The organism is Ruegeria sp. AB8 (assembly GCF_056542605.1).
The window spans coordinates 18,869-45,129 of the sequence record NZ_JBQGAB010000014.1; the positions used below are offsets into that span (position 1 = coordinate 18,869).

Here is a 26,261-nt window from a genome sequence, read left to right on the forward strand (position 1 = left end):
CCCGAGATGGCCGAGGCCCGGCTGCGGATTGACAAATGGCTGTGGCAGGCGAGGTTTTTCAAGACCCGCAGCCTGGCTGCCAAGCAGGTCAGCGGCGGACACGTGCGGGTAAACGGAAACCGTGTGGTGAAACCGGCGCATTCGGTCGGCCCCGGAGACGTCCTGACGTTCACTCAGGGGCGTATCGTGCGCGTCGTTCGTGTTGAAAAACTGGGCGAACGGCGGGGACCGGCACCCGAGGCGCAAACGCTGTACTCGGACCTGACCGAAAAGCAGAACGCACCACCGCGTAATCCGGGTTTTGAAGGAAAAGGTCGTCCAACCAAGAAAGATCGGCGCGCACTTGATCTTTCTCGACCTACGGAATGCTGATCCTCACTTGAAGAGCAAGCCATACTGAATTAGCTAGACGCCCAAACCGCAAACGGGAACGCCGCCATGACCTATGTTGTCACCGAGAACTGCATCGCCTGCAAATACACCGACTGTGTCGAAGTGTGCCCGGTGGACTGTTTCTACGAGGGCGAGAACACACTGGTCATCCACCCCGATGAATGCATCGACTGCGGCGTGTGCGAACCGGAATGCCCCGCCGACGCAATTCGGCCTGATACCGAGCCGGGTATGGAAGAATGGGTCGAGTTCAACCGCAAATACTCCGAGCAGTGGCCGGTGATCGTAACCAAGAAAGATCCCCTGCCAGACGCGGAAGAACGTGATGGGGAAGAAGGCAAGATGGAGAAGTACTTCTCCGAAGCGCCGGGTGAGGGCGGTTAAGCGATTCGTCCAGGAATTTGGTGGGAATCTGTAAAGATTGAGGGATATCCTTCTGATTCCCTAGCAGCTTTTCGAAATTTCCCCGGCGTAAGCTTTCAGATGCCACTTTTTTATGGTATACTATCTCCCTACATGATGATCGAGATTGGGGTGCGCTCCGTAAGTATGCTTGCTTTGGAGTTCTGAGTTTTCAACACAACCGCCGCCAGACGGGGCTTAGATGTGCCCTGTGGTGGTGTTTTTGTTGTCTGTACCCCGGTCCGCAACGAAGGAAAAAAGTGAATGTCAAAATCGAAAAAGCTTGAGTTCCGCCCTAACGATTACGTTGTCTACCCTGCGCACGGCGTGGGTCAGATCATCTCGATCGAAGAGCAGGACGTTGCGGGGTTTTCGCTCGAGCTGTTCGTGATCTCATTCGAGAAAGATAAGATGACCCTGCGGGTTCCGACCAACAAAGTCACCGAATCCGGTCTGCGCTCGCTGAGTTCGCCGGACGTGATCAGTCAGGCGATGAAGACGCTTAAGGGTAAAGCCAAGGTCAAACGCGCCATGTGGTCACGCCGGGCGCAGGAATACGAACAAAAGATCAACTCGGGTGACCTGATTTCGATCGCCGAAGTGGTTCGCGACCTGCACCGCACCGATGACCAGCGCGAGCAGAGCTATTCCGAGCGGCAGCTTTACGAAGCCGCGCTCGAGCGTCTGACCCGCGAAGTCGCCGCAGTATCCGGGCATGGAGAGATTTCGGCTGCCAAGCAAGTCGACGAGGTTCTGATGTCGCGTGCCGCCTGATCTCAATCGGCTACCAGGTTTCGGGCCGTCCCTCATCGGGGGCGGCCTTTTTTTATTCTGCTGCTTGGTCCCCGGTGGGTTTGAGAGTAATTTTGCCCTGAACAAAGGGGGATAGGCAGTGAAGGTAAAGCAAGCGATAAAGTTCCTCTATATCGGAAAAGACCCGATATCGGTGCGGTTCAGGTATACCTTGATCCTGTTTGATGCTGCTACGATCATCTTCTTTGTTGCCACCGCACATGGCGGTCATGGGCCCGGCATCACTCTGGTCAGTATGATTGTGGGCCTGATCATCCTTATGGATTTTTCGGCGCGGCTCTGGATTTCGAAGGATCGCAAAAGACTGCTGCGCAAGATTTACACGCTGGCCGATATCGTCGTGATCCTGTCATTGATCCTGGATCCGTTCCTCACCGGCAGCCTAGCCTTCCTTCGAATATTGCGCGCGCTACGTCTGATCCATTCCTATCATCTGTTGCGCGACCTGCGACGCGACAGCCCCTTTTTTCGAACGCATGAAGACGCAGTGATTGCTGCGATCAACCTGCTGGTTTTTGTGTTTGTGACCTCGACGGCAGTTCTGGTCTACTTCATCCCGGAAACCAGCCAGACGCCATACATTGACGCACTGTATTTCACAATGGCGACGCTTACGACGACAGGATTTGGTGACATCACGCTGGCGACACCGTGGGGCAAGCTGTTCTCGGTTTTCATCATGGTGGTCGGTGTCGCACTTTTCGTGCGGCTGGCGCAGGCGATATTCATGCCCCAGAAAGTCAGGCATAAATGCCGAAACTGTGGACTTTACCGGCACGACCCGGATGCCGTGCATTGCAAACATTGCGGTGAGGTGTTGCGGATTGAAACCGGCGGTGTCGCCTAAATCCGTGCGATCAACGCAACAAGGATCGTGACCTCGGCCAATTGCTGCGCCGCGCCTAGAATATCCCCGGTCTGACCGCCGATTTTTGCTTTTGCGACGATTGCCAACAGGCCGACGATCAGCGCCGCGCAAAGTGCCGGGAAAAAGGCAGAGCCACCGATCAGCGCCACAGAGACTGCACAAGCAACAATCAGGCCTGCAATTGCATTCATCAAACGGGGGCGACCTACAGAGTGACTTAGTCCGGATGAACGGGCATTTGGTAAGATGGCCATCAAAACGGGCATCATCGCACGAGACATCACGCATGCGGTCAGGATGGCGCTGATCCCTCCGGCCGTCAGCAGGGATGCGACAGCAAACACCCGGATCAATTGTGAAAACAAAAGTGCCAGAACACCATAGGTGCCGATATGGCTGTCTTTCATGATCTCAAGCCGCCGGTCCCGCGTGAACCCGCCCCAAAGCCCGTCAGCCGTGTCTGCCAGCCCGTCTTCGTGCATTGCGCCGGTTGCTGAAATCAGAACTCCCACCAACAACCCGGCAGAGACAAGGGCCGGCACGTTGAGGGAGATGGCAATCCATCCCACCAGACAGGCAATTATTCCGACGGCCAGCCCTGCAATCGGGAAAGCCCAAGCAGCCTGAGCCTGACGCGTGAATACATTATCCGGCAGCCGGGGAACGGGCAGGCGGGTCAGAAGCACCAATGCCAGGGGAATATCCCAGCCGGAAATGAGTTTGGTGTCGTTTTTGTGCACTCCCGCGCCTTTCGGGGTCTTGTTGGTCTGGATGCTTCGGTTAAACACACACGACCACTCTGATGCAACGAGGCTTTCGATGCTGCCCGAACTTACCGACCTGAAAACTTTCCGGAATGCGCTGAGCTCTGCACCCGGCCCGGACGAAACCGCAACAACTGGCGCGTCCGAGCGCAACGGCCAACTGACCAAGCCTCCGGGCGCGCTGGGTCGGCTCGAGGATCTGGCGATCTGGTATGCGGGATGGCGTGGGGATGCCCGGCCGCAGATTTCCGCGCCTCAAGTGATCGTTTTTGCCGGAAACCACGGTGTTACGGCGCAAGGCGTATCCGCATTTCCACCTGAAGTGACCGTTCAGATGGTGATGAATTTTCAGCATGGCGGTGCGGCGATCAACCAACTGGCCAAATCGGCTGGTGCGACGATGAACGTACACGCGCTGGATCTGGACACGCCAACTGCGGATTTCACAAAAGCTCCGGCAATGGATGAGCAAGAGCTTCTGTCAGCGTTGCGTACAGGCTGGCAGGCAGTCGATCCAACGGCGGATCTGTTGGTGGTTGGCGAGATGGGGATTGGCAACACAACTCCGGCGGCCGCAATTGCCTGCGCCCTGTTTGGAGGCGAGGCGGCCGAATGGACCGGGCGTGGCACCGGCGTTGATGATGCGGGTCTTGCCAACAAAACCCGGGTGGTCGCTGAAGGTGTCGTCCTGCATGGTCAGGCTGGCGACGGGCTGGATATCCTGCGCTGTTTGGGTGGGCGCGAGATTGCCGCCATGGCCGGTGCCATCGCGGCGGCACGTGTGTTGAGGATTCCGGTCATTCTGGACGGTTTCATCTGTTCGGCGGCTGCCGCGTGTCTGGCGGACGTGAACGAAGGGGCGCTGGACCACACAATTGCCGGCCACCAGAGCGCCGAGGGCGCGCATGGCGCGGTCCTGGCGCGGCTTGGCAAAGAACCTTTGTTGAACCTGGGCTTGCGGCTTGGCGAGGGGTCGGGTGGTGCGCTGGCGATCAACATCCTGAAAAGCGCCGTCGCCTGTCATTCGGGCATGGCAACGTTTGCCGAGGCCGGTGTCTCGGACGGCTAAACGCTGTATCTGACCCGGGTAGGGGCCTGGGTCAGGCAGACTTCTTGGCGTTTTCTTCAGCCATCTCCAAAAGCGCGGTTTCCAGCTCCTTCTGAAGCTCGCGCGACCTTTCGATGTATTTCTTGTTCTCGGCCGTCGGCATGCCCGGTATCCACAATTCGGCCAGCTCGCGCACCGACATTCGGTCATGATGATAGAATGTCTGTTCCGCCTGTGCTGCCTCATAGTCGCTGAGGCCGATGTTCTCCAGGACATAGCGGCCAGCGCGAAGTGAGCTGTCGAAGGTTTCACGGACGATATCGTTCGCACCGGCCTGATACACCTCATAAACGTGGTTGCGGTCATAGGCACGGGCGATGATGTGCAGATCAGGGCGTTGTCGCCTTGCGTAGCCAACTAGCCGCGTGACCTGCTTGTGATCGTCCATGGCTGCGACAAGAACGGATGCCTTTTCGATCCCTGCCGCGCGCAGCAGTTCGGGGCGGGTCGGGTCGCCCAGAAACCCTTTGACGCCGAACCTGCGCATCAACTGCACCGTGTCGATGTCGTGGTCCAGAACGACCGTCTTGAAACCACTTGCCCGAACCAGCCGGTTTACGATTTGGCCAAAGCGGCCTATGCCTGCGATGATAACCGGGCCTTTTTCGTCAATCTCGTCCGGTTCCGGCTGCGGGCGCACATCACCGATGCGGCGCGAGAGTTGATCGTAGATGATGAACAGCAGCGGCGTAATCAGCATCGTCAGGGCGATGATCATCAGCAGTTTCTGGGAAAGATCGGTGGGGATGACATTCTGCTGCGTGGAAAAGGCCAGCAGGACAAAACCGAATTCACCAGCCTGGGCCAGACCCAGAGTGAACAGCCAGTGATCGCGCCCGCGAAGCTTGAAGGCACGTCCGACGATATAAAGGATGATCCCTTTGACCAGGATCACCAGAAGCGCTAGCCCGATCAGGTCAAATGGATCGTTGAAGAAATAGCCCACGTTGATCCCGGCACCGACGGTGATGAAGAACAGCCCAAGAAACAGACCTTTGAACGGCTCCAGATCGCTTTCCATCTCGTGCCTGAATTCCGAACTGGCAAGAACCACGCCGGCCAGAAATGCGCCCAAAGCGGGCGACAGGCCAACCAGTGTCATCAGGAATGAAATTCCCACAACGATCATAAGGGCCAGTGCGGTGTACATTTCTCGCAGGCGCGTGGCGTGAATGAATCTGAACAGGGGACGGGTCAGGTAGACACCGGCCAGAATGACGAAAGCAACGGCGCCGAGCGTGACCAGCGTGACCGCCCAGCCCGGCAAGCCCTCGACCAGGGACAGGCTGTGGTGGGCCGCGCCATGCGCATCGACATTGCCACGGTCGATAGAGCCGTCGCCTTCAAGGTGCGGAACGCGCGGAAGGGCCAGCAACGGCAGCATCGCAAGGATCGGAATGACCGCAATATCCTGTGTCAGCAGAACCGAGAATGTGGCCCGCCCGCCATTGGTCTGCATCAGCCCCTTTTCCGACAAGGTCTGCAATACGATAGCCGTCGACGACAGCGAAAGGGTCAGACCAACCGCCAATGCCACGGTCCACGGGTGGTTTGCGTATATCGAAACACCGGCGATCACCGCCGTCGACATTGCGACCTGAAGACCGCCCAGCCCCAGTAGTTTGTCGCGCATATCCCAAAGGGCGCGCGGTTCAAGTTCCAGCCCGATCAGAAACAGCATCATGACGACGCCGAACTCGGCTACATGCTGCAGGCTTTCGGTTTCAGCACCGACCAGCCCCAGAATGGGCCCGATCACGATACCGGCCGCCAGATACCCCAGTACAGAACCCAACCCCAGACGCGCTGATAACGGCACCGCAATAACTGCCGCCGCCAGATAGATCGTTGCCTGGTAAAGGAAATCGTCCATGTTTGTCCTCGTGTCCCGGTCAGGTCGGAAGGGGTGCGTCGCGCTTGAGTTGATCCATTACAATCTGGCTTTGCACCCTCGCAACGGCAGGATGCGGCAGTATCACCTGATGAAGCAAGCGGTTGAGGGCGGAAAGGTCATCACAGAATATGTGCAATAGGTAATCTGCCTCTCCTGTCATCGTCCAGGCGCTTGTTATCTCGGGCCGCGCATCGATCATGCGGGCAAAGCTGGCAGATTGTTCGGGGCCGTGCGTGCCCAGATGAACCTGGACGAAACCCTGCACGTGCAGTCCCAGTTTCAAAGGGTCCAGGCGAGCGGCGTAGCCGGTGATGTATCCTTCCGCCTCCAACCTTTGTCGGCGGCGCCCTGCCTGACTGGCTGACAGGTTCAGCATTTCACCCAGCTGATGTGCCGTCAGGTGCGCATTCTTTTGCAGCGCAGACAGCAGGCGTGTGTCCATGGCATCCAACATATGCGGATTCGCCCCGTTTTTCTTGTCTTTGGTGCGTAAATCGCGCACATACAGCTAGTTTACACGAAAATTATGCGCAGAAACAGCGTCAATTAAGACGTATTTTAGAATCAGCAAAGAAATTCCTGTTTTTTAGGAGACCCGCCATGGGACCTTTCCCGCACAACGCACCGAAATCCGTAATCAGCAAAGAAAACCCGGCAGGGACCGACGGCTTCGAGTTTGTCGAATTCGCGCATCCAGACCCCCAGGAGTTGCGCGACCTGTTTTCGAAGATGGGATTCGAAAGGGTGGGGCACCACAAAAAGAAGCCCGGCGTCGAACTGTGGCAGCAGGGCGATGTCACGTATATCCTGAACTCCGACCCCGACAGCTTTGCCGCCAAGTTTGTTGCCGACCATGGACCGTGCGCGCCAGCAATGGGGTGGCGCGTGGTTGATGCCCAAAAGGCCTATGAGCACGCCGTTGCAAAAGGTGCCGAGCCTTACGACGCCGACGACAAAACACTGAACGTGCCGGCCATTAAGGGGATTGGCGGCTCGCTGATTTACTTCGTCGATCAGTATTATGACACGTCGCCCTACAACGAGGAATTCGAGTGGACGCGGCAATCCAAACCCCGCGGTGACGGGTTCTATTACCTCGATCACCTGACGCACAATGTCTACAAGGGGAATATGGACAAGTGGTTCCGGTTTTACGAAAGCCTGTTCAATTTCCGCGAAATCCGCTTCTTTGACATCCAGGGCAAGTTTACGGGTCTTTACAGCCGCGCGTTGACCTCGCCCTGTGGCCGCATCCGCATTCCGATCAACGAGGACAGAGGCGAGACCGGCCAGATCGTTTCGTACCTGAAGAAATACAAGGGTGAGGGCATTCAACACATCGCAGTGGGAAGTGAGGACATCTACGACTCAACCGACGCGATTGCGAAAAAGGGGCTGAAGTTCATGCCAGGCCCGAACGAGACCTACTACAACATGTCCACGGACCGGGTTGCGGGGCATTCCGAACCCCTGGACCGGATGATGAAGCACGGCATCCTGATTGATGGCGAAGGTGTCGTCGACGGCGGTGAGACACGGATCCTGCTGCAGATCTTCTCGAAGACTGTCATCGGACCGATCTTTTTCGAGTTCATCCAGCGCAAGGGTGACGACGGATTCGGCGAAGGAAACTTCCAGGCGCTGTTTGAATCCATTGAGCGCGAACAGATAGAAAGTGGCGAGATTTCAGCTGCGTGACGCGACTAATTAAAGCGCGCGCTGGCGTGTCAGCGCGCGTGTTTTTTTCCCGTTCGATTTTGTCTGTTAACTGCGGGGCATTTTCAAAGTCACGTTGCGTCCCTTCTTTTGGTACTGCAACTGGCTGTCCCCGATCGCGATTACACGGCCACCATCCAGCCGATCCCCGACCTTAAGCTTTTTGTAGCGGCCGCTGGGCAGCCGGATCAGGGCGCGGCGGTTCGCTGGCGAACCGTAGACTCCGATCAGGTTGAGCTTTCGCAGGTTGATGGCATTGTCCAGCGTGGCCTGACGGGCAACCGAAGCCCTGCTGGGGATTTTGGGCGCAACGGATTTTGCCGCAAACGATCCGACATCGTCACTGCTTTGATCGATGGCGGACGTGGTGTTAGCCTTCGGCGCGGAAGCCGCTGCCAGACCTGCCGGGCGGGATTTGGGGCGCGGAACCCGAACGACCGCCAACGCGGTCGGCGTTTCATCAATCTGAGGTTGCTCCTGCAGGGATTTTGGCCGCAGTTTCGGCCGCAGCCCGGACAACTCGTCCCGTGTCCGACCGCCCAGCTGCTGGCGCTCGAACCCTTCGATCAGATTACCTGGCCTGACTTTCGGACGCAGCCCAGCCAGCCTGTCATTGCCCTCTTCGACGATGGGTTCCTGTTCGAAGCGAACCGGGACTGCGGGCGGAACCGAAGACGGTCGTCCGAGAAAAACCATGACCCCATCCGGATTCATTGTACCGTCGGCCGTGGGGGTAACCAAACCCCGCTCATCAAGTACAAACCGTGTTCCCGCGCCGCTGGGTGCAGCGGGCTGTTCGAATGGCTGATCAGTGTCAAACTTTTCAGCCGCAGGCAGCGCCACCGCGTCATGCGAAAGGTTCGATGGATCAAGCGATGACAGATACAGGTCGTCGGATTGCACCGCGGGGGGTGGGATCAGCGCATCGGGCGCGGTCAGGACAACACCTGTCTGGGATTGCAGTTCCTGTTGCGCCTGAGGGTCGCGGGCCACCTGCTCGACGGGTGTTGGGCTGACGTCCAACGCCTCGAGAATAGCAAGATCCGTCGCGGTCGGCTCGGCTTTTTCCTCAACCACAGGCGGAGAGATGGGGGTTTCAGAGAGCTCTGTGTCCGGTTCTGACGTTTCCTTCACCGGGGGCAGAGCGACAGCGACTTCGGCAATATCGCTTTCCGGTTCCGGTGCTTTTTCTGCCAGTACTTGCTCTGGCACACTTGGGGACGCAGTTTCGCCCGGAACGCTCTGCGCCAGAACGGGTTCCGGGCTGATTTCGTCTTCGGATCCGGTCAGGAACCATAGCCCGATGGCGACTGCAAGAATGCCTGCGACCAATGCCAGAGATTTGTAGAGTTTGGCTTCACCTGGGTGTGCCGCACCAGTGCCAATCTCGGCGCCTGGCGCGGTCTGCGCCCGGAATGCGATTGGGGCATCGGTCGCCGCGATAGCATGGACCGGAGTGTTCGATTCCGCTTCTTCTTCAGGCTCTTGCGCCGTATCGGCCGGTTCGGGTGCACCGGGCAGTTCTGTGGTTTCCCGAGGTAAGAATATGGGCTCGGTCGGAAAAGGGTTTGGGCCGGTTTCTGCACTGAATACGACAGGAATGAACCCGTGTTGGGTCGCGAACTCCCGGGCCTCGTCCAAAGTTTGCGTTGCCACTGCCGCGACGTGGGTTTGCTGTCCGTCCGTCGCTGTATCATAAGCCAGTTCGTCCAGTGCATACGGGGTGGCCCCGGTCAGTGCATCGCGTACTTTCTGCCCAGTATCGTCCGCGTCCGGTTCTTCGGTTTCGACTGTCAAAAACCGGATTTGGTCTTCCGGAATCACGACCTTGCAGCTTAGGTCGTTTTCCAGCGCAAAACCCGCGTCGCGCAACGCCTGCATGCGATCCGGGAAATCCGGCGCATCCAGCGGAACCGTGCCAATGCAGAACCAGTCGTCATCCGAATGGTGATGCAGGGAAATTCCGTCGGCAGAAAATGATAACGCAAAAGCGGGTTTCATAACTCCGAAGAACCATAATTGTCATCGTCAATGCAAACGACATTGCGTTCGCAGCACGACAGTAAAGCAGGATATCGCCGAGGGAAAGAAAAAGCCAAGTCACCTCTTGTACGAGAGCGCCCGGTCACCCCATCTTAAGACAGCAAGAATTGGAGGGATCACCTTGAAGACATTTGCTTTTCTGGCCGCCATGCTGGCAATGACGGCGGCAAGCGCGGCCCATGCGGAAGAACGTCGCATCACCGTCAGCGCGGCAGGGACCGTTCAGGCCACACCCGACATGGCGACCATTACATTGGGTGTCACAAACCAGGATACGCAGGCTTCGGTGGCGATGCAGGCAACATCCGACGCGGTTTCCAGAATTATGTCGCGACTGGACGAAAAAGGGATCGAGGCACGCGACGTGCAAACCCGCGATCTGTCCCTTTCGCCGGTTTGGTCCAACCGAAACAATGTGCCGGGGCAGAACCCGGAAATCACAGGTTTTGCTGCGTCGAACCGGGTTTTTGTTCGGGTGCGTGACCTGACCAAGCTGGGTGAGATCATGGATGCGGTCATTCAGGACGGTGCCAATGACTTTGGCGGCCTGAGTTTCGATGTTCAGGACCCCAAGCCGCTTGAAGCAAAAGCTCGAGCGCAAGCTGTCGCCGAGGCAACCGCCAAGGCCGAGCAACTGGCCCAGGCCGCGGGCGTGACACTTGGCCCGGTTCAGTCAATTGACGAACAGGGCGGAGGTGTGCAGCCCATGCCACATATGCGCCAGATGAGCATGGCCGAAGCAGGAAACGTTCCGGTTGCCGGCGGTGAAGTTTCAATCTCGGTTAATGTGTTGATGGAATTCGAAATTTCCGAATAAAGTCAGACCTCTGCGCGGGCTTGCAGCGGTTGTCGTTGCTTGCCCGCAGCGTCGAAATTCTCGGGTAGCAACCAGGCTTCAAAGGCATTTCGGATGCGCGGCCATTCGCTGTCGACTATCGAATACCATGCCGTGTCACGATTGCGCCCTTTATAGTGGGTCGCCTGCCGGAACACGCCTTCAAAAGTGAACCCAAGGCGTTCGGCCGCGCGTCGTGACGGTGCATTCAACGCATCGCATTTCCATTCGTAGCGGCGATAGCCAAGCTCATCGAAAACGCGGCGCATCATCAGGTACATCACCTCGGTCGATTGCGGCCTGCGCTGCAAAAGGGGCGAAAAGTGGATGTGCCCGACCTCAATCGATCCGGCAGCGGGCGTGATTCTCAGGTACGAGGCCATGCCGACCGGGACGTCATTGGCATCCAGAACCGAGTGAAACATAGGATCGGCATCGGAACAATTGTTCTGTGCCCATTCGATAAAGGCGGCTTCGGACTCAAAGGGTCCATAGGGCAGGTAGGTCCAGTTGTGGCCGTCCGCGTCGGTTGCAAACGCCCGGTACAAACTGGGCGCGTGCCTGTTGATATCCAGCGGTACAACGGAACAGAGCCTTCCTTGCATCGGCGTGTAAGGCGGTGTCGGACGCGGGAAGTCACCCGAGACGGGCCAGCCAATCGGCTGGCCAAGGTCGTTCGTTTCGCTGCCGGTTGCCATGGATCAGGCGCTTGCCTTGCTGAGCGCCTGGTCAAGATCGGCAATCAGGTCGTCGGCATCCTCGATCCCGATCGACAGACGTACCACGTTCGGGCTGGCACCGGCGGCTTCCTGTTGTTCGGGCGTCAGCTGCCGGTGTGTGGTCGAGGCCGAATGAATGATAAGCGAGCGTGCGTCACCCAGATTGGCCACATGGCTGAATATCTCCAGCGCATTGACCAGTTTGATGCACGCGTCATAGCCGCCCTTGACCGCGAAGGTGAACAGGGCACCGGCCCCGCGCGGATAGCACTTCTGGACCCGATCATAATAGGGCGACGACGGCAGGCCAGCATAGGTGACATATTCCACGCGATCATCTGCTTCGAGCCACGCGGCGATTTTCTGGGCGTTCTCTACGTGGCGCTCCATTCTCAGGCTCAGGGTTTCGATCCCCATCAGCGTGTAATGCGCAGCCTGCGGGTTCATCGTCATGCCCAGATCACGCAGCCCGATGGCAATTCCGTGGAAAGTATAGGCCAGCGGGCCAAAGGTCTCGTGAAATTTCAACCCGTGATAAGCGGATTCCGGTTCGCTGAGCGACGGGAACTTGTCATTTGCGGACCAGTCGAACTTGCCTGAATCCACGATGCAACCGCCAGTGACAGTGCCGTTGCCCGTCAGGTACTTCGTGGTCGAATGAACCACCAGCGTCGCACCCTGTTCAATCGGGCGGCACAGGTAGGGCGTGGCCGACGTGTTGTCGACAATCAGCGGAATGCCAGCGGCGTCCGCCACATCCGCAAGCGCGCGGATATCGGTGACATAGCCGCCCGGATTGGCGATGGATTCGCAGAACACCGCCCGAGTGTTTTCGTCGATGGCGTCCTTGACGGCGTCCAGATCGTCGGTGTCGACGAACTTGGCGGACCAGCCGAAGCGTTTGATGGTCTGGCTGAACTGCGTGACGGTGCCGCCATATAGGCGTGTCGATGCAACCACATTGCAACCCGGTCCCATCAGCGGAAACAGCGCCATGATCTGCGCGGCGTGACCCGAGGAACAACAAACCGCACCCACACCGCCTTCAAGCGTCGCGACACGCTCTTGCAAAACAGCCACGGTAGGGTTGGTCAGCCGGGAATAGATGTAGCCGACCTCTTGCAGGTTAAACAGCGCGGCGGCGTGGTCCGCGTCGCGGAATACATAAGCGGTTGTCTGGTAGATCGGCGTCTGGCGCGCTCCGGTCGCCGGGTCGGGCCGGGCACCGGCATGAATTTGCAGCGTGTCGAAACCATAAGTGGGTCCATCAGACATCTGGAACATCTCCTGTTGGTATTTGTGTTGCAGAATCTCTAGGGCATTGGCCGCGTGCGCACAACGATCCAGTCAGCGCATCCACAGTCCTTTGCTCTTGATCTGGTTGCGGATGACCTGCTCGCGCTGGGGCAGGTTCTCGCGGTCGAACATATTGCGGATCTTCTCGCCCTTGCGCTGAATCACCAGCTTTTTCAGCGGGTCGTAGTTCTTCAGAACCTTCTTGATCCGGTTCGGCGCGGTTACTGTTTCCAGAACTTCGATGACATGATCCGGCTCGCGCGCGTAAAGCAGCGGGAACAGCCGGTAGTGGCAACTTACGGTGCCATCCAGCAATCCGTCCGGCAGGGCGTCGCGCCCGCCGCCAAGCGCGTGGATCACCAGCGGCAACGCGGCCTGATCCAGCCAGGGGTCAAGGTTCTGGCCAACAAGCTCTGGGATATCCTCGTCGCGGATGGCGAGCGCGTATTCCAGAAACCGTTTTCCGAAAGCGTGTGGGCAGGAATAGAAAAAATACCCTGCATTGAAGTACAGATAGCGCCGCCAGTGATCCAGCGGTTGGTCTGTGTCGATCGAGCTTTCGAAGTCCAGCCCGAACCGTTGATAGAGCGCGCGCCAGATGCCGTCGAAACCGGGGCCATACAGCGTAGGTTTTGGCCATGTTCCTTCGACCTTCAATGAAGCGCCGGGGCGGTCGAAATCGAACGGTACTGTGTTCAGATCGCCCGTGATTAGGGTGTCGCTGTCAAAGAACACAAATGGCTCACCCTCGGGCATGGCCAGCAATGCTTCGATCTTGTTGCCAAAAGGATAGCTTTCGCCGAAGGCATGGTTGTCAAAGGGCAGAATCTCGGCGTCCAGTTGTCGCAGAACTTTGAGAACATCCTCGTTCTGAATGCTGGGGTTTTGTTGCCAGCGTGGGCCGGGTTGGGGAATCGCAACAAACAGTCGGCCTGTGAATCCCGGTGAACAATGTCGAAGCGAGGCGGCAAACAGCACAGCCTCGTATTGCAGGCGGTTGTTCTGTCCGATGATGACAATATTGAACTTGGGGGCCTTGGCCTGCATCGATAAACTCACGGATTTTCGCCGTTGTCCGGCGCTGCTCTGGTTCTGGTGCCGCACTGTAAGCGGCAGACGACGCCAAAACCAGATGCGAGTTTGGAAAACCGCCGCGGCGCGCCCAATTCTGAACGCGACGCAGGAACTCAAACAGGCCTGGACATGTTTGTCATCAATGGCGGCTGGTAGGAAGCCGTCGAGTCATTTGGCGCCTGGGACTGGCCGCGCTGTCCGTCGAATACCCGCTGTCCCACCGCTGCAGGTGATTATTGGACCATGCACGGAGTTTAACTCGAAGATTTTTCTCGAATAGTTTAATTTGACCAAAAGCAAATAAAAACAAAAATTTATACGGTGAAGTTGAGGTCGTTCCCTCAGCTTTTTCGACTTTTTGGTGATTTTATAAATTTTACCAATTGATAAAAAATTAGTTTGTGGCAAGCTGAGGTCACAATAAACATATCTACAGGGAGTAGAGTGATGGCACAGGGCCAGATGGTCCCCGGTATTGTCGCCGGGCGGCTTTCCAGCGATGAGCTGACCTCGAATTTCACAGATCTGCACCCGCCGCTGGCCGCGCATGAGGCGGCTGTGGCGGCGGATCGGTGCTATTTCTGCTATGACGCGCCATGCGTTACCGCTTGTCCCACGGACATCGATATTCCGTTGTTCATGCGCCAGATTCAGGCCGGTCAGCCGGAAGCGGCAGGCCAGACCATTCTGGAACAGAACATTCTGGGTGGCATGTGCGCCCGGGTCTGTCCGACCGAAACATTGTGCGAGGAGGCCTGCGTACGCGAAACCGCCGAAGGGTCGCCGGTCGAGATTGGTCGACTGCAGCGTTATGCCACGGACAGCGTCATGGCGACCGGGGTGCATCCATTCGAAAGGGCGCCATCGACCGGCAAGACAATCGCCGTGGTTGGCGCGGGCCCTGCGGGACTGGGTTGTGCCCATCGTCTGGCCATGCATGGCCACGACGTGGTGATCCACGACGCCAGGCCCAAGCCGGGCGGGCTGAACGAATATGGTATCGCGGCCTACAAATCGACCAACAATTTTGCTCAGGCCGAGGTGGACTGGCTGCTGAAAATCGGCGGTATCGTGATCGAGACGGGTTCCGCACTGGGTGACACCATCTCGCTGGACGGGCTGCGCCAAAATTACGACGCGGTTTTCCTGTCGATCGGTCTGGCCGGGGTGAACGCACTTCGCGCACAAGGGCATGATCTGGACGGAGTGCGCAATGCGGTCGACTTCATCTCGGACGTGCGACAGGCAGATGACCTTGCGCATTTGCCGGTAGGGCGCAATGTCGTAGTGATCGGCGGCGGCATGACTGCCGTGGATGCGGCAGTGAAGTCCCGCCTTCTTGGCGCCGAACATGTGACCATCGCATATCGTCGCGGTCGCGACGCGATGGGAGCCAGCCGGTATGAACAGGATCTGGCGGCCTCTCATGGTGTTCGAATTCTGTGCAACGTTCAGCCTGTGGCCATTCATGGAAATGGCTCAACCGCCGAGATCGAGCTTGAATATACCGAATCCCGAGAAGGCAAGCTGAGCGGAACCGGCGAAACCATTCGTGTTCCGGCGGATCAAGTCCTCAAGGCAATTGGTCAGACACTGGAAGGGGCACCTGAAGGTTTGGATCTGGACGGCAACAAGATCGTCGTTACGGGCGCGGGCCGCACATCCATCGAAGGTGTCTGGGCCGGGGGCGACTGTGCAACCGGTGGCGAAGACCTGACCGTGACCGCGGTGGCCGAGGGCAGGGATGCCGCGATGGACATCCATGCAACGCTTGTTTCGTGATATAGTGAGGCATTGATCTTTCAATCGCATTGCTGAGGTGTTGCCATGTCCCGGATCGAAGAAGCCGTTGCCCGCCACTATACGACAGGTGAACTGACAGAACGCGTTCGCGATGCGCTACGGCAGAGCGGTATCGACCCGGACGCGGCCACGGTTGCCGATCTGAAAGCGGGCGACGAATTCCACACAGGCGGAGTTGCTGCGACGGATCATCTGTTCGCGCAGCTTTCGCCGACCCACGCAACGCAGGTGCTGGATATCGGTTGCGGTATCGGTGGAACGTCGCGCTACATTGCGGACCGCTACACCTCGACCGTTACGGGCATCGATCTGACCCCTGAGTTCGTCGAGACGGCAACCGCCCTCAGTGCAATTGTCGGTCTTGAAGGCAAGGTGCGTTTTCTGACCGGAAGCGCTTTGGACATGCCGGTGCCGAACGCCAGCTTTGACCTTGCCGTTATGCTGCATGTCGGTATGAACATTCAGGACAAACAACGCCTGTTCGCCGAAGTGGCTAGGGTGCTGGCAAAAGGTGGCACCTTTGCGCTGTTTGACGTGATGGGCGGTGCGGTGGATGAACCGATGGTCTTTCCATTGCCCTGGTCGACGACGCCCGACACCTCGTTCGTGGACACGCCTGGTGCGTACAAAGACGCGGCCTCGGCTGTTGGATTTGAACTGATCACGGAAAACGACCGCTCGGAATTCGCGAAAGCGTTCTTTGAAGAGGTCTTTGCCCGCACGGCCGAAAGCGGCCCCGCACCGCTGGGGATCCATCTGATGATGGGTGATACTGCCCCTGAGAAGTTCAAAAATTATGTCGCAAACCTTGACGCCGGGCGCATCCGCCCGACCGAGATGATTTTCAAGAAAACCGGTTAACCCGGTAAGGAGAACCCATGGCCAATCTGACAACTGACTTTCTGGGAATTTCCAGCCCCAACCCTTACTGGCTGGCATCCGCGCCGCCGACGGACAAGGAATACAACGTACGACGCGCATTCGAGGCTGGATGGGGCGGTGTCGTGTGGAAAACGCTTGGTGCCGAAGGGCCGCCGGTCGTGAATGTGAATGGTCCGCGCTACGGGGCCATTTACGGCGCGGATCGTCGCCTGCTGGGCCTGAACAACATCGAACTGATCACCGACCGCCCGCTTGAAGTAAACCTCGAGGAGATGGCGCGGGTCAAAGCAGACTATCCTGACCGGGCGCTGATCGCCTCGATCATGGTGCCGTGCGAGGAAGAGGCATGGAAAGCCATCCTGCCGCGCGTCGCAGAAACCGGAGCGGACGGGATCGAGCTGAACTTCGGTTGTCCACACGGGATGAGCGAGCGGGGAATGGGGTCGGCCGTCGGACAGGTTCCGGAATATATCGAGATGGTTACCCGGTGGTGCAAAAAATACTATGACCGCCCGGTCATCGTGAAGCTGACACCGAATATCACCGATGTCCGCAAACCCGCTGCTGCGGCAAAGAACGGTGGTGCGGATGCCGTATCGCTGATCAACACGATCAACTCGATCACCAGCGTCAATCTGGACACGTTCAGCCCCGAACCCTCGATTGACGGTAAGGGCAGCCACGGTGGTTATTGCGGGCCGGCGGTCAAGCCGATTGCCTTGTCGATGGTGTCCGAGATTGCGCGCGCAGAGGCAACCCATGGGCTGCCGATTTCAGGCATCGGTGGCGTGACCACCTGGCGCGATGCTGCGGAATTCATGGCGCTGGGGTGCGGCACTGTTCAGGTCTGCACGGCGGCGATGACCTATGGGTTCAAGATCATCGATGAACTGACGGCCGGTCTGTCCAAATGGATGGATGAAAAGGGCTATTCCGACGTGTCCGAAATCGTTGGTCTGGCGGTGCCGAATGTCACGGACTGGCAATACCTGAACCTGAACTACGTCGCCAAAGCCAAGATCGATCAGGACCAGTGCATCAAGTGCGGCAGATGCTATGCCGCCTGCGAGGACACCAGCCATCAGGCGATTTCGATGTCCGCCGATCGCGTTTTTGAAGTGATGGATGATGAATGTGTGGCCTGTAACCTGTGCGTCGATGTCTGTCCGGTCGAAGGATGTATCTCGATGGAGCCGATGGCAGCAGGGGAGATCGACCCACGCACACAAAAGGTCGTTGAGCCCGGTTATGCGAACTGGACCACGCATCCGAACAACCCAATGGCTAAAGCGGCTGAATAATCCAGTATCTTTTGGACGAAAACCTGATCCGAGAAAACGCATCGAGTTTCTTCGGATCAGAAAATCGGTCGGCCCATTGTGACAGGTAAAGGTTCATTGGTTGGCGGTGCGGATAAGATGATACCCGCACCGCCTAATTTCTCCTACAAACCACGCACGGTCAGCTTGTCGTTCAATTCAGAGATCTGCCTTCGGTCTGGTTGCAAGAACAAAACCATTCATCCAATCGGTTAACTTCTTCTCAAGGGGTTAACAGTTTGCGGTACAAGGTTTCCATAAAGGGCGCTGCGCCTTCGAACGGGTCCTCCTCACCAAGAATTGCCCGGACCTGCACTTCAAAATCGGCGTAGTGCTGGGTCAGGGACCAGATGGAAAATATCAGATGATAGGGGTGAAGACGGGCAATTTTGCCCTGATCCATCCAGGTAGTCAAAACAGCAGTTTTTTGGTCGACCAGAGACTTCAGGTCATTGGACAGATTATCCCGGATACGAGGCGCGCCCTGAACCAGTTCATTGGCAAACAGGCGGCTTTCACGGGGTAACTCCTGGCTCATCTGGAGCTTGCGGTTGATGTAAGACAGGATCTCTTCCAGCGGATCGCCGTTTTCGTCCAGATCGTGAAGCGGGGCCAGCCACACGTCCAGAAGCCCGGACAGAAGGGCGGTGTGAATCGCCTCCTTCGAAGGGAAGTAATACAGAAGGTTCGGTTTGCTCAATCCGGCTTCGGCTGCGATTTGGTCCACCGTCGCACCGCGGAATCCATGGGCTGAAAAAACGTTCAGCGCCGCCTCGAGAATCGCTGCGCGGTTCTTTTTCTGAATTCGGGTAGGCGCACGGTCTTTTGGCATTGATCCCAGTTACCCCAATTTTTGTCCGACGGGTGCTGATTATGCTTAAATTTCCGTCGACGCGATGCAATTTCTTGACTGATGTCGAACCCGTGATAGCGTGAGTTTGACCAGATGGTCAAATCAAGACACCAAAAGCGAGCCAAATCGCAAGCAACAGGGGAAAACAGATGGCAGCTCCGGCGCAGAATCTCAGAATTAATGGAGACAGGCTGTGGGATAGTCTGATGGAGATGGCAAAGATCGGCCCCGGCGTTGCGGGCGGCAATAACCGCCAGACATTGACGGACGAAGATGCCGAAGGGCGCGCGCTGTTCCAGAAATGGTGTGAGGAGGCCGGTTGCACCATGGGACTGGATCAGATGGGCAACATGTTCGCCCATCGCGAAGGCTCTGACCCTGATGCTCTGCCGGTCTATGTTGGGTCGCACCTGGATACGCAGCCGACCGGCGGGAAATACGACGGTGTGCTGGGTGTGCTGGGCGGGTTGGAGATCATCCGGACACTCAATGACCTGGGGATCAAGACGAAGCACCCGATCGTTGCGACCAACTGGACCAACGAGGAAGGCACCAGATATGCGCCGGCCATGTTGTCCTCGGGCGTGTTTGCGGGAATGCACACGCAGGACTGGGCCTATGACCGGGAAGACGCGGAAGGCAAGAAGTTTGGCGATGAGCTGAAACGCATTGGCTGGCGAGGAGACGAGGAAGTCGGTGCGCGAAAAATGCACGCCTTTTTTGAACTGCATATCGAACAGGGCCCCATCCTGGAGGCCGAGGAAAAGGACATCGGCGTTGTCACGCATGGCCAGGGCCTGAGCTGGACCCAGATCACGGTTACCGGCAAAGACGCCCATACTGGCTCGACCCCGATGCCGATGCGCAAGAATGCGGGTCTGGCCATGGCGCACATCCTTGAGAAAGTGGACGAAATTGCGTGGTCCCACGCGCCCCACGCGGTTGGGGCGGCAGGGCATATCGACGTCTACCCCAATTCCCGAAATGTGATCCCGGGCAAGGTGGTGTTCACGGTCGATTTCCGCTCGCCCGAATTGGACGTGATCACCGACATGGAAAACCGGCTGCGTGTTGCTGCCGAGGACATCGTGGATGAAATGGGGCTTCAGATCGAATTTGAGAAAGTCGGCGGTTTTGACCCGGTGAAGTTCGACGAGACCTGCGTTGCAGCGGTTCGAAGCGCGGCTGATCGTTTGGGGTATTCCCATACAGATATCATATCCGGCGCCGGGCACGACGCCTGCTGGATCAATCGCGTTGCCCCGACGGCGATGGTGATGTGTCCGTGTGTAGATGGCCTGAGCCACAACGAGGCCGAAGAGATCAGCAAGGAATGGGCTGCTGCCGGGGCGGATGTTCTGTTTCACGCGGTCGTCGAAACTGCGGAGATTGTGGAGTAGGGGGCTCTGCCCCCGTCGCCCGCTGGGCGTCTCCCCCGGGATACTTTTGGCCAGATGAAGCAAGCGGCGCAGACCGCAACAGGGAGTTTGACATGAGCACTGTTATCAGGAACGGAACAATCGTCACCGCCGATTTGACGTACAAGGCTGACGTAAAGATCGAAGCCGGTGTAATCACGGAAATTGGCCCAGATTTGAAAGGCGACAAGGAACTGGATGCAACCGGGTGTTATGTCATGCCCGGTGGAATTGACCCGCATACGCATCTGGAAATGCCGTTTATGGGAACCTATTCCAGTGACGACTTCGAAAGCGGCACGCGGGCGGCGCTGGCCGGCGGGACCACCATGGTCGTCGATTTCGCATTGCCGAATCCAGGGGAAAGCCTGCTGGATGCCCTGAAACGCTGGGACAATAAATCGACGCGTGCAAACTGCGACTATTCCTTCCACATGGCAGTAACATGGTGGGGCGAGCAGGTCTTTGACGACATCAAGACCGTGATCGAGACGCGGGGTATCAACACGTTCAAGCACTTCATGGCCTACAAGGGCGCGCTGATGGTGAATGATGACGAGTTGTTTGCATCCTTCAGGCGTCTGGCCGAACTGGGCGGGACTGCGTTGGTGCATGCCGAAAACGGTGATGTAGTCGCGGAACTCAGCGCCAAACTGCTGGCTGAAGGAAATACCGGCCCCGAGGCGCACGCCTATTCCCGACCGCCTCAGGTCGAAGGCGAGGCGACCAACCGTGCCATCATGATCGCCGACATGGCGGGCGTGCCGCTCTATGTCGTGCACACCTCGTGTGAAGAGGCGCATGAGGCCATCCGCCGGGCCAGAATGCAGGGCAAGCGCGTCTGGGGCGAGCCGCTGATTCAGCATCTGACGCTGGATGAAAGCGAGTATTTCAACCAGGACTGGGATCATGCGGCGCGCAGAGTGATGAGCCCGCCGTTCCGCAACAAGCAGCATCAGGACAGTCTGTGGGCAGGCCTGCAATCAGGATCGCTAAGCGTGGTGGCAACTGACCATTGCGCCTTTACGACCGAGCAGAAGCGGTTCGGTGTCGGCGATTTCACCAAGATCCCTAATGGGACCGGCGGGTTGGAAGACCGGATGCCAATGCTTTGGACCCATGGTGTCGAAACAGGGCGGCTGACGCCGAACGAGTTTGTGGCGGTTACATCGACAAACATCGCCAAGATATTGAATTGCTATCCGAAAAAGGGCGCAGTTTTGGTGGGGGCGGATGCCGATCTGGTCGTCTGGGACCCCCAAAAGACCAAAACCATCAGCGCGGGCACGCAACAATCCTCGATCGACTACAACGTCTTTGAGGGCAAGAAGGTCAAGGGTCTGCCACGTTTCACGCTCAGCCGTGGGCAAGTCGCGGTGCATGATGGCGAGATCAAAACGCAGGAAGGGCACGGTCAGTTTGTTGCGCGTGAGGCCAATACCCATGTGAACAAGGCGCTGAGCACCTGGAAAGACCTGACTGCCCCACGACCGGTGGAACGCAAGGGTATTCCGGCGACAGGTGTGTGATTTGCGCGGACTACTTTGTTCCATGGCTTCGTTGCTATGTAGCGGAACTGTCGCGTATGCGCAGTCAGGTTTTCCGGTATATGGCAACAACTCGGGATGCGACGTTCACTTTGAACGCAGCACCGCCGAGGCAACAGACATGGCCTTGTTGAAAGAAGGGCGGTTGCTGTTTTACGAAACCGCCTGCGATGTCTTGGTTGTTGGAAATCAAGATGGACAGATATCGACACTGACGGCGAAATGTATCGGTTATGAAGAAACCTATGACTTTACATGGGATTTCTACAGCGATGGACACGAGGGGTTTGTCCTTGCAAACCCTGACCAGACCTACGCGACGGTTTTGAGCGTTTGTCGGTGAAAGGACAAATATGACAAGTAATGAACAGCCCGTCATTCAGGCAAAACAGCTGGACCTCACCTTCCAGACCAATGACGGGCCGATCCACGCATTGAAAGATGTAAACCTGTCGATCGACAAGGGCGATTTTGTCAGTTTCATCGGCCCCTCGGGCTGTGGCAAGACCACCTTCCTGCGCTGTATCGCGGCACTTGAAACCCCGACCGGGGGAACCCTGACAGTAAACGGCATGACCCCGGATGAAGCGCGGCGGAACCGGGCCTATGGCTATGTGTTTCAGGCGGCGGGGCTGTATCCCTGGCGGACCATCGCCAAGAACATCAAGCTGCCGCTTGAGATCATGGGGTACTCGGCGGCCGAGCAGGATGAGCGTGTGAAGAACGTTCTGGAACTTGTTGATCTTGAAGGGTTTGGTGGCAAGTTTCCTTGGCAGCTATCCGGTGGGATGCAGCAACGTGCCAGTATTGCCAGGGCGCTGGCTTTTGATGCCGATATCCTGCTGATGGACGAACCTTTCGGCGCTTTGGACGAAATCGTGCGCGACCACCTGAATGAACAGCTTCTTGCGCTGTGGGCGCGGACGGAAAAGACAATCGGGTTTGTGACCCACTCGATCCCCGAGGCGGTGTATCTGAGCACCAAGATCGTAGTGATGAGCCCGCGTCCGGGACGGATCACGGATGTGATCGACAGCCCGCTGCCCAAGGAACGGCCTTTGGACATCCGGGATTCTCCGGAATTCATTGAGGTGGCCCACCGCGTGCGCGAGGGGCTGCGTGCCGGTCACGGGGATGACGTCTGATGCCGGGTGAATCTATCAGACGGGCAGAGCGGGACGATGTCCCGGCCTGCGCACAAGTTATCTCGACTTGGATGAAGGCAACATGCTGGATGCCCGAAGAACTGCCCGTGGAAAAGCTTGCCGGATTGATCAATGAGGCCTTTCCGCAACGCGAAATCTGGGTCGTGGGCGACCCGGTAGACTGCTACATGTCCGTTGATCCTGTGGCGTGCAAGGTCGGCGCATTATACTGCCTGCGAACCGGCAAGGGGATTGGTAAGCGGTTGTTGGACAAGGCCAAGGAAAATCGCGATTTTCTGTGGCTGACAACACATGAGCCGAACAAGGCAGCGCAAAGGTTCTATCGCCGGGAAGGGTTTGTCGAGGCCGGAACGGAGCCGCCCGTGCCGCCCGAAACCCTGCCAGTGATCCGGATGGAGTGGCGTGCATGAAGCAGATTGTTGCCGTGTTGACAGTCGTGGCTGCTATCGTTGCCATTTGGTACGCCGCCTGTGTTCCGATGAACATCAAGGGTGTGCTGTCCGAGCTTGAGCGCGGCGGGGCCGAGGTTCAGCCGCCGACCGCCAGCGCGCGCCGCGACATGGGAGAGGCCAGGCTGGTTTTGAGCAACAGCTTTGCGATCCCCGCCACGTGGGAGCAGAAAAAACCGCGCCTGCCATCCCCGCACCAGGTCGCGATCGAGCTGTGGGAGACCACGATAGGCAAGAATATCACCTCCAAGCGGTCGCTGGTGTATCATGGTTGGGTAACCTTAAGCGCCACGATTCTGGGTTTTGTCATTGGTACCGGGCTTGGCATTTTGCTGGCCGTTGGGATTGTCCATAGCCGGGTCATGGACCTGTCTGTTATGCCCTGGGCCATTGTCAGCCAAACGATCCCGATCATTGCGTTGGCACCGATGATCATCGTCGTTCTGTATTCGGTGGGTGTTCAGGGGATTATTCCCAAGGCGATCATCTCGGCCTACCTGAGCTTTTTCCCGGTTGTTGTCGGCATGGTCAAAGGCTTGCGCAGCCCGGATGCCATGCAACTTGACCTGCTGCGGACCTACAATGCCAACACGTCGCAGGGGTTCTGGAAACTGCGCCTGCCCGCATCGATGCCGTACCTGTTCGCTTCGCTAAAAATCGGCATCGCAGCATCGCTGGTCGGCGCAATTGTCGGAGAACTGCCGACAGGTGCGGTTGCCGGTCTGGGCGCGCGGCTGCTGGCAGGCAGCTACTACGGTCAGACGGTTCAGATCTGGTCAGCCCTGTTCGCGGCGGCCATTCTGGCGGCTTGCCTAGTGGGTCTGTTGGGTCTGATTGAACGGGCGGTACTGAAACGCATGGGGATGGCGCAATGATACTGGTTTTTGGTGCAGTCCTGTTGTGGGTGTTCGGCTGGTGGCTGAACAGCCGGCTGGCCAGTGGTCCCTGGGCCGACACGCGCATGGTCAGGTTTCTGGCCCCTCTGGTTTTCGGGCTGACGGTTGTTGGCATCTGGGAAATGCTGGTGCGTGGGCTGGATGTTCCTCTGGTCATTCTGCCCGCACCGTCGGTTATCGCGCTGCGGTTTGCTGACAGTTTGCCGATCCTCTGGGCCGATTTCGTGCAGACGATCATCAAAGGCGCCTTCAGCGGATATGTGATTGGTTGCGGCGCGGCGTTTCTGATGGCGATTGCCGTGGACCGGTGGGATTTCCTGCGCCTGGGTCTGCTGCCGGTTGGTAACTTCGTTGCTGCGCTGCCGATCGTGGGCACCGCACCCATTCTGGTGATGTGGTACGGGTTCGACTGGCATTCCAAGGCCGCCGTCGTGGTTGTGATGGTGTTCTTTCCCATGCTGGTCAACACCGTGGCTGGCCTGCGCGAAGCGACAACCATGCAGCGCGACCTGATGGAGACCTATGCGGCGACCTATTGGCAGAGCTTTGTGAAACTCCGCCTTCCTGCGGCGATGCCATTCATTTTCAACGGACTAAAGATTTCTACCACCTTGGCCCTGATCGGCGCTATCGTGGCCGAGTTCTTTGGTTCGCCCATAGTCGGGATGGGCTTTCGAATTTCGACCAGCGTCGGACAATTGTCGCTGGATATGGTCTGGGCCGAGATTGTCGTGGCCGCGCTGGCTGGAACGGCTTTTTATGGGCTGGTGGCTATGATCGAAAAGGCGGTGACATTCTGGCATCCGTCACAACGAGGATAACGCAGGAAAGAATTCAACAGACCCCGAAAACGGGGCACCAATAGCAACTAGGAGAAATGAAGATGAATAAGCTACTCAGCGGGGCGGTTACAGCCTTCAGCCTGGCAGCCACTACGGCGCTGGCGGCGGACGAGGTGACGCTACAGTTGAAATGGGTCGGTCAGGCGCAGTTCGCGGGCTATTTCGTGGCCGAAGCAAAAGGCTATTATGACGAAGAAGGGCTGGATGTCACGATCAAGCCCGGCGGCCCGGATATCGCGCCGGAACAGGTCATCGCAGGGGGCGGGGCTGACGTCATCACCACATGGATGGCAGCCGGACTTGCGGCGCGTGAGCGGGGTGTACCCTTGGTCAACATCGCGCAGCCCTTCAAGACCGGCGGATTGCAGGTCAACTGCCTGAAGTCGACCGGGGTTGAATCTCCGGAAGATTTCCCGGGGCGGACGATGGGTGTCTGGTTCTTCGGGAACGAGTATCCGTTCTATGCATGGATGGCATCTCTGGGAATCGAGACGGACGGTGCGGATGAAAACGGTGTTACGGTTCTGAAGCAGGCGTTTTCGGCAGATCCTCTGATTCAGGGGCAGGCTGATTGCATTTCGACCATGACCTACAACGAGTACCGCCAGATCCTGCAGGCCGGTATCACCCCGGAAGAACTGGTGACCTTCAACTACCTGCAGATGGGCTTTGGTATGCTCGAAGATGGTCTGTACGTCATGGAAGAAAACCTGGACGACCCGGCCTTTGTCGACAAGATGGAGCGCTTTGTGCGGGCTTCGATGAAAGGGTGGAAATACGCTGCCGAGAACCAGGAAGAAGCAGCCGAGATCGTGCTGGAGTTTGACGAAACCGGCGCACAGGAACTGGATCATCAGGTCTATATGATGGGTGAAATCGCAAAGCTTATCGAAGGATCGGATGGCGCGCTTGACCCAAGCGATTATGAGCAGACCGTGAAGACGCTTCTGTCGGCCGTGTCCGCGGAAAACCCCGCCATCACGAAGGAACCGGAAGGGGCATGGACTCATAAGATCACGGATGCAGCATTGAACTGACAACCGGATTACCCGAAACAAAGAAACGCGGCTCGGAAACGAGCCGCGTTTTTGGTTTGAGGTGCCGCAAAAGTGTCTGTACTTACAATCATTTCCGATTAGTATTTCGTTGTGAATCGATGCA

Annotated in this window: 26 protein-coding genes; 18 read left to right on the forward strand and 8 right to left on the reverse strand. The window is 57.7% G+C overall.

Annotation, left to right across the window (positions count from 1 at the left end):
* Positions 1 to 6 precede the first annotated feature (6 nt).
* The 4 genes from ACR0CG_RS15085 to ACR0CG_RS15100 all read left to right on the forward strand — a co-directional run bounded on the left by ACR0CG_RS15085 (position 7) and on the right by ACR0CG_RS15100 (position 2,455).
* Positions 7 to 372, forward strand: a complete 366-nt coding sequence (locus ACR0CG_RS15085) for an RNA-binding S4 domain-containing protein (RefSeq protein ID WP_480525957.1) — start codon at positions 7 to 9, stop codon at positions 370 to 372.
* Positions 373 to 438: 66 nt separating this feature from the next.
* Entirely contained in the window at positions 439 to 777 is a 339-nt protein-coding gene (gene fdxA, locus ACR0CG_RS15090; protein WP_170616129.1) for a ferredoxin FdxA, read from the forward strand.
* Positions 778 to 1,059: 282 nt separating this feature from the next.
* Complete coding sequence (locus tag ACR0CG_RS15095) at positions 1,060 to 1,569, forward strand: CarD family transcriptional regulator (RefSeq protein WP_170616131.1); 510 nt, start codon at positions 1,060 to 1,062, stop codon at positions 1,567 to 1,569.
* Between the two features lie 118 nt (positions 1,570 to 1,687).
* Positions 1,688 to 2,455, forward strand: coding sequence for a potassium channel family protein (locus tag ACR0CG_RS15100; RefSeq protein WP_170676650.1), 768 nt, complete (start codon positions 1,688 to 1,690; stop codon positions 2,453 to 2,455).
* Here ACR0CG_RS15100 and cobS read toward each other — a convergent pair.
* Positions 2,452 to 3,216 (reverse strand): adenosylcobinamide-GDP ribazoletransferase, encoded by a 765-nt coding sequence (gene cobS / locus ACR0CG_RS15105; protein WP_480525960.1) that lies wholly within the window; start codon positions 3,214 to 3,216, stop codon positions 2,452 to 2,454. The genes ACR0CG_RS15100 and cobS overlap by 4 nt on opposite strands.
* Before the next feature lie 79 nt (positions 3,217 to 3,295).
* On the opposite strand from cobS, the gene cobT reads away from it, so the two are divergent.
* A complete protein-coding gene (cobT, locus tag ACR0CG_RS15110; RefSeq protein WP_480525962.1) occupies positions 3,296 to 4,309 on the forward strand; it encodes a nicotinate-nucleotide--dimethylbenzimidazole phosphoribosyltransferase in 1,014 nt (337 codons plus the stop codon).
* Positions 4,310 to 4,340: 31 nt separating this feature from the next.
* Here cobT and ACR0CG_RS15115 read toward each other — a convergent pair whose 3' ends face one another.
* Both ACR0CG_RS15115 and ACR0CG_RS15120 read right to left on the reverse strand, forming a co-directional pair.
* Positions 4,341 to 6,221, reverse strand: a complete 1,881-nt coding sequence (locus tag ACR0CG_RS15115) for a monovalent cation:proton antiporter-2 (CPA2) family protein (protein ID WP_480525964.1) — start codon at positions 6,219 to 6,221, stop codon at positions 4,341 to 4,343.
* Between the two features lie 19 nt (positions 6,222 to 6,240).
* Complete coding sequence (locus tag ACR0CG_RS15120) at positions 6,241 to 6,696, reverse strand: Lrp/AsnC family transcriptional regulator (protein WP_170616139.1); 456 nt, start codon at positions 6,694 to 6,696, stop codon at positions 6,241 to 6,243.
* Positions 6,697 to 6,842: 146 nt separating this feature from the next.
* Here ACR0CG_RS15120 and hppD point away from each other — a divergent pair, with 146 nt between their 5' ends.
* Entirely contained in the window at positions 6,843 to 7,940 is a 1,098-nt protein-coding gene (gene hppD, locus ACR0CG_RS15125) for a 4-hydroxyphenylpyruvate dioxygenase (RefSeq protein WP_480525966.1), read from the forward strand.
* Between the two features lie 66 nt (positions 7,941 to 8,006).
* Here the strand turns inward: hppD and ACR0CG_RS15130 are convergent, their stop codons facing one another.
* Positions 8,007 to 9,959, reverse strand: coding sequence for a hypothetical protein (locus ACR0CG_RS15130; RefSeq protein WP_480525967.1), 1,953 nt, complete (start codon positions 9,957 to 9,959; stop codon positions 8,007 to 8,009).
* A 163-nt stretch (positions 9,960 to 10,122) separates the two neighbouring features.
* Here ACR0CG_RS15130 and ACR0CG_RS15135 point away from each other — a divergent pair, with 163 nt between their 5' ends.
* Complete coding sequence (locus ACR0CG_RS15135) at positions 10,123 to 10,818, forward strand: SIMPL domain-containing protein (RefSeq protein ID WP_170616146.1); 696 nt, start codon at positions 10,123 to 10,125, stop codon at positions 10,816 to 10,818.
* Between the two features lie 2 nt (positions 10,819 to 10,820).
* Here the strand turns inward: ACR0CG_RS15135 and ACR0CG_RS15140 are convergent, their stop codons facing one another.
* The 3 genes from ACR0CG_RS15140 to ACR0CG_RS15150 all read right to left on the reverse strand — a co-directional run bounded on the left by ACR0CG_RS15140 (position 10,821) and on the right by ACR0CG_RS15150 (position 13,898).
* Entirely contained in the window at positions 10,821 to 11,534 is a 714-nt protein-coding gene (locus ACR0CG_RS15140; RefSeq protein WP_480525969.1) for a GNAT family N-acetyltransferase, read from the reverse strand.
* Positions 11,535 to 11,537: 3 nt separating this feature from the next.
* Positions 11,538 to 12,830: an O-acetylhomoserine aminocarboxypropyltransferase/cysteine synthase family protein gene (locus tag ACR0CG_RS15145; RefSeq protein WP_170616150.1), complete on the reverse strand. Its 1,293-nt coding sequence runs from the start codon at positions 12,828 to 12,830 to the stop codon at positions 11,538 to 11,540.
* Positions 12,831 to 12,902: 72 nt separating this feature from the next.
* The gene (locus tag ACR0CG_RS15150; RefSeq protein ID WP_480526094.1) at positions 12,903 to 13,898 is read right to left on the reverse strand and encodes a hypothetical protein; all 996 of its coding nucleotides are present in this window, start codon (positions 13,896 to 13,898) and stop codon (positions 12,903 to 12,905) included.
* A gap of 474 nt (positions 13,899 to 14,372) precedes the next feature.
* On the opposite strand from ACR0CG_RS15150, the gene ACR0CG_RS15155 reads away from it, so the two are divergent.
* From ACR0CG_RS15155 to preA, 3 genes are read left to right on the forward strand one after another with little or no spacing between them, the layout of a single operon-like run.
* Positions 14,373 to 15,707, forward strand: coding sequence for an NAD(P)-dependent oxidoreductase (locus ACR0CG_RS15155; protein WP_480525972.1), 1,335 nt, complete (start codon positions 14,373 to 14,375; stop codon positions 15,705 to 15,707).
* 45 nt (positions 15,708 to 15,752) lie between these two features.
* Positions 15,753 to 16,589, forward strand: a complete 837-nt coding sequence (locus ACR0CG_RS15160; RefSeq protein ID WP_480525973.1) for a class I SAM-dependent methyltransferase — start codon at positions 15,753 to 15,755, stop codon at positions 16,587 to 16,589.
* A 17-nt stretch (positions 16,590 to 16,606) separates the two neighbouring features.
* Positions 16,607 to 17,911 (forward strand): NAD-dependent dihydropyrimidine dehydrogenase subunit PreA, encoded by a 1,305-nt coding sequence (gene preA / locus ACR0CG_RS15165; protein WP_170616156.1) that lies wholly within the window; start codon positions 16,607 to 16,609, stop codon positions 17,909 to 17,911.
* A gap of 241 nt (positions 17,912 to 18,152) precedes the next feature.
* Here the strand turns inward: preA and ACR0CG_RS15170 are convergent, their stop codons facing one another.
* Positions 18,153 to 18,761, reverse strand: coding sequence for a TetR family transcriptional regulator C-terminal domain-containing protein (locus ACR0CG_RS15170; RefSeq protein WP_170616158.1), 609 nt, complete (start codon positions 18,759 to 18,761; stop codon positions 18,153 to 18,155).
* A 170-nt stretch (positions 18,762 to 18,931) separates the two neighbouring features.
* Here ACR0CG_RS15170 and ACR0CG_RS15175 point away from each other — a divergent pair, with 170 nt between their 5' ends.
* From ACR0CG_RS15175 to ACR0CG_RS15210, 8 genes are all read left to right on the forward strand, one after another.
* Positions 18,932 to 20,182 carry a Zn-dependent hydrolase gene (locus ACR0CG_RS15175; RefSeq protein WP_480525975.1) on the forward strand — a complete coding sequence of 417 codons (1,251 nt, stop codon included), beginning with the start codon at positions 18,932 to 18,934 and terminating at the stop codon, positions 20,180 to 20,182.
* 92 nt (positions 20,183 to 20,274) lie between these two features.
* On the forward strand, positions 20,275 to 21,729 hold the full coding sequence (gene hydA / locus ACR0CG_RS15180) for a dihydropyrimidinase (RefSeq protein ID WP_480525977.1): 1,455 nt from the start codon (positions 20,275 to 20,277) through the stop codon (positions 21,727 to 21,729).
* A gap of 139 nt (positions 21,730 to 21,868) precedes the next feature.
* A complete protein-coding gene (locus tag ACR0CG_RS15185; protein ID WP_170619039.1) occupies positions 21,869 to 22,090 on the forward strand; it encodes a hypothetical protein in 222 nt (73 codons plus the stop codon).
* Between the two features lie 10 nt (positions 22,091 to 22,100).
* Complete coding sequence (locus ACR0CG_RS15190) at positions 22,101 to 22,892, forward strand: ABC transporter ATP-binding protein (protein WP_170616166.1); 792 nt, start codon at positions 22,101 to 22,103, stop codon at positions 22,890 to 22,892.
* Positions 22,892 to 23,323 carry a GNAT family N-acetyltransferase gene (locus ACR0CG_RS15195; protein WP_170616168.1) on the forward strand — a complete coding sequence of 144 codons (432 nt, stop codon included), beginning with the start codon at positions 22,892 to 22,894 and terminating at the stop codon, positions 23,321 to 23,323. Before ACR0CG_RS15190 ends, ACR0CG_RS15195 begins: the two co-directional genes overlap by 1 nt.
* A complete protein-coding gene (locus tag ACR0CG_RS15200; RefSeq protein ID WP_480489694.1) occupies positions 23,320 to 24,237 on the forward strand; it encodes an ABC transporter permease in 918 nt (305 codons plus the stop codon). Before ACR0CG_RS15195 ends, ACR0CG_RS15200 begins: the two co-directional genes overlap by 4 nt.
* The gene (locus tag ACR0CG_RS15205) at positions 24,234 to 25,079 is read left to right on the forward strand and encodes an ABC transporter permease (RefSeq protein ID WP_170616172.1); all 846 of its coding nucleotides are present in this window, start codon (positions 24,234 to 24,236) and stop codon (positions 25,077 to 25,079) included. The genes ACR0CG_RS15200 and ACR0CG_RS15205 overlap by 4 nt, the downstream gene beginning before the upstream one ends.
* Before the next feature lie 62 nt (positions 25,080 to 25,141).
* Positions 25,142 to 26,137 carry an ABC transporter substrate-binding protein gene (locus tag ACR0CG_RS15210; protein WP_170616174.1) on the forward strand — a complete coding sequence of 332 codons (996 nt, stop codon included), beginning with the start codon at positions 25,142 to 25,144 and terminating at the stop codon, positions 26,135 to 26,137.
* Positions 26,138 to 26,261: the final 124 nt, after the last annotated feature.

Bases quoted from the DNA above. Each gene is read 5' to 3' on its own strand.
- ACR0CG_RS15085 (WP_480525957.1), top strand. From the start codon at position 7: ATGGCCGAGGCCCGGCTGCGGATTGACAAATGGCTGTGGCAGGCGAGG.
- fdxA (WP_170616129.1), top strand. From the start codon at position 439: ATGACCTATGTTGTCACCGAGAACTGCATCGCCTGCAAATACACCGAC.
- ACR0CG_RS15095 (WP_170616131.1), top strand. From the start codon at position 1,060: ATGTCAAAATCGAAAAAGCTTGAGTTCCGCCCTAACGATTACGTTGTC.
- cobT (WP_480525962.1), top strand. From the start codon at position 3,296: ATGCTGCCCGAACTTACCGACCTGAAAACTTTCCGGAATGCGCTGAGC.
- ACR0CG_RS15115 (WP_480525964.1), bottom strand. From the start codon at position 6,221: ATGGACGATTTCCTTTACCAGGCAACGATCTATCTGGCGGCGGCAGTT.
- ACR0CG_RS15120 (WP_170616139.1), bottom strand. From the start codon at position 6,696: ATGTTGGATGCCATGGACACACGCCTGCTGTCTGCGCTGCAAAAGAAT.
- hppD (WP_480525966.1), top strand. From the start codon at position 6,843: ATGGGACCTTTCCCGCACAACGCACCGAAATCCGTAATCAGCAAAGAA.
- ACR0CG_RS15130 (WP_480525967.1), bottom strand. From the start codon at position 9,959: ATGAAACCCGCTTTTGCGTTATCATTTTCTGCCGACGGAATTTCCCTG.
- ACR0CG_RS15140 (WP_480525969.1), bottom strand. From the start codon at position 11,534: ATGGCAACCGGCAGCGAAACGAACGACCTTGGCCAGCCGATTGGCTGG.
- ACR0CG_RS15145 (WP_170616150.1), bottom strand. From the start codon at position 12,830: ATGTCTGATGGACCCACTTATGGTTTCGACACGCTGCAAATTCATGCC.
- ACR0CG_RS15150 (WP_480526094.1), bottom strand. From the start codon at position 13,898: ATGCAGGCCAAGGCCCCCAAGTTCAATATTGTCATCATCGGACAGAAC.
- ACR0CG_RS15155 (WP_480525972.1), top strand. From the start codon at position 14,373: ATGGCACAGGGCCAGATGGTCCCCGGTATTGTCGCCGGGCGGCTTTCC.
- ACR0CG_RS15160 (WP_480525973.1), top strand. From the start codon at position 15,753: ATGTCCCGGATCGAAGAAGCCGTTGCCCGCCACTATACGACAGGTGAA.
- preA (WP_170616156.1), top strand. From the start codon at position 16,607: ATGGCCAATCTGACAACTGACTTTCTGGGAATTTCCAGCCCCAACCCT.
- ACR0CG_RS15170 (WP_170616158.1), bottom strand. From the start codon at position 18,761: ATGCCAAAAGACCGTGCGCCTACCCGAATTCAGAAAAAGAACCGCGCA.
- ACR0CG_RS15175 (WP_480525975.1), top strand. From the start codon at position 18,932: ATGGCAGCTCCGGCGCAGAATCTCAGAATTAATGGAGACAGGCTGTGG.
- hydA (WP_480525977.1), top strand. From the start codon at position 20,275: ATGAGCACTGTTATCAGGAACGGAACAATCGTCACCGCCGATTTGACG.
- ACR0CG_RS15185 (WP_170619039.1), top strand. From the start codon at position 21,869: ATGGCCTTGTTGAAAGAAGGGCGGTTGCTGTTTTACGAAACCGCCTGC.
- ACR0CG_RS15190 (WP_170616166.1), top strand. From the start codon at position 22,101: ATGACAAGTAATGAACAGCCCGTCATTCAGGCAAAACAGCTGGACCTC.
- ACR0CG_RS15195 (WP_170616168.1), top strand. From the start codon at position 22,892: ATGCCGGGTGAATCTATCAGACGGGCAGAGCGGGACGATGTCCCGGCC.
- ACR0CG_RS15200 (WP_480489694.1), top strand. From the start codon at position 23,320: ATGAAGCAGATTGTTGCCGTGTTGACAGTCGTGGCTGCTATCGTTGCC.
- ACR0CG_RS15205 (WP_170616172.1), top strand. From the start codon at position 24,234: ATGATACTGGTTTTTGGTGCAGTCCTGTTGTGGGTGTTCGGCTGGTGG.
- ACR0CG_RS15210 (WP_170616174.1), top strand. From the start codon at position 25,142: ATGAATAAGCTACTCAGCGGGGCGGTTACAGCCTTCAGCCTGGCAGCC.